Annotated in this window: 1 pseudogene; it reads right to left on the reverse strand. The window is 42.9% G+C overall.

The annotated features are described in order from the left end of the window. Positions 1-385: pseudogene (locus tag CP370_RS09505) on the reverse strand (class I tRNA ligase family protein); the annotation flags it as partial.

Consider the following 385-nt stretch of genomic DNA (forward strand, 5'->3'; position numbering starts at 1 on the left):
TCTTCACCTACGTAAGTTTCGCCAGTCTTCTTGTTGTACCAAGCTGGAATACGGTGACCCACCATAATTGACGTGAAATACACCAATCATGAACATCTTCCATCCAGTGGTCCAAAGTACCTTCGAAACGATCTGGAACAAAGTTTACCTTGCCATCAGTCTTTTGGTTTTCAAGAACCTTGTCAGCAAGTGGCTTCATCTTAACGAACCATTGCTTTGAAAGACGTGGTTCAACTTGAACGCCTGAACGTTCTGAGTGACCTACTGAGTGAACGATTGGTTCAACCTTAATTAAGTAGCCTTCTTCTTTAAGGTCCTTAACTAAAGCTTCACGACAGTCAAAACGATCCATGCCAGCGTACTTGCCGCATTCTTCATTCATAGT

The organism is Lactobacillus sp. UMNPBX19 (assembly GCF_002553805.1).
Classification (GTDB): Bacteria; Bacillota; Bacilli; order Lactobacillales; family Lactobacillaceae; genus Lactobacillus.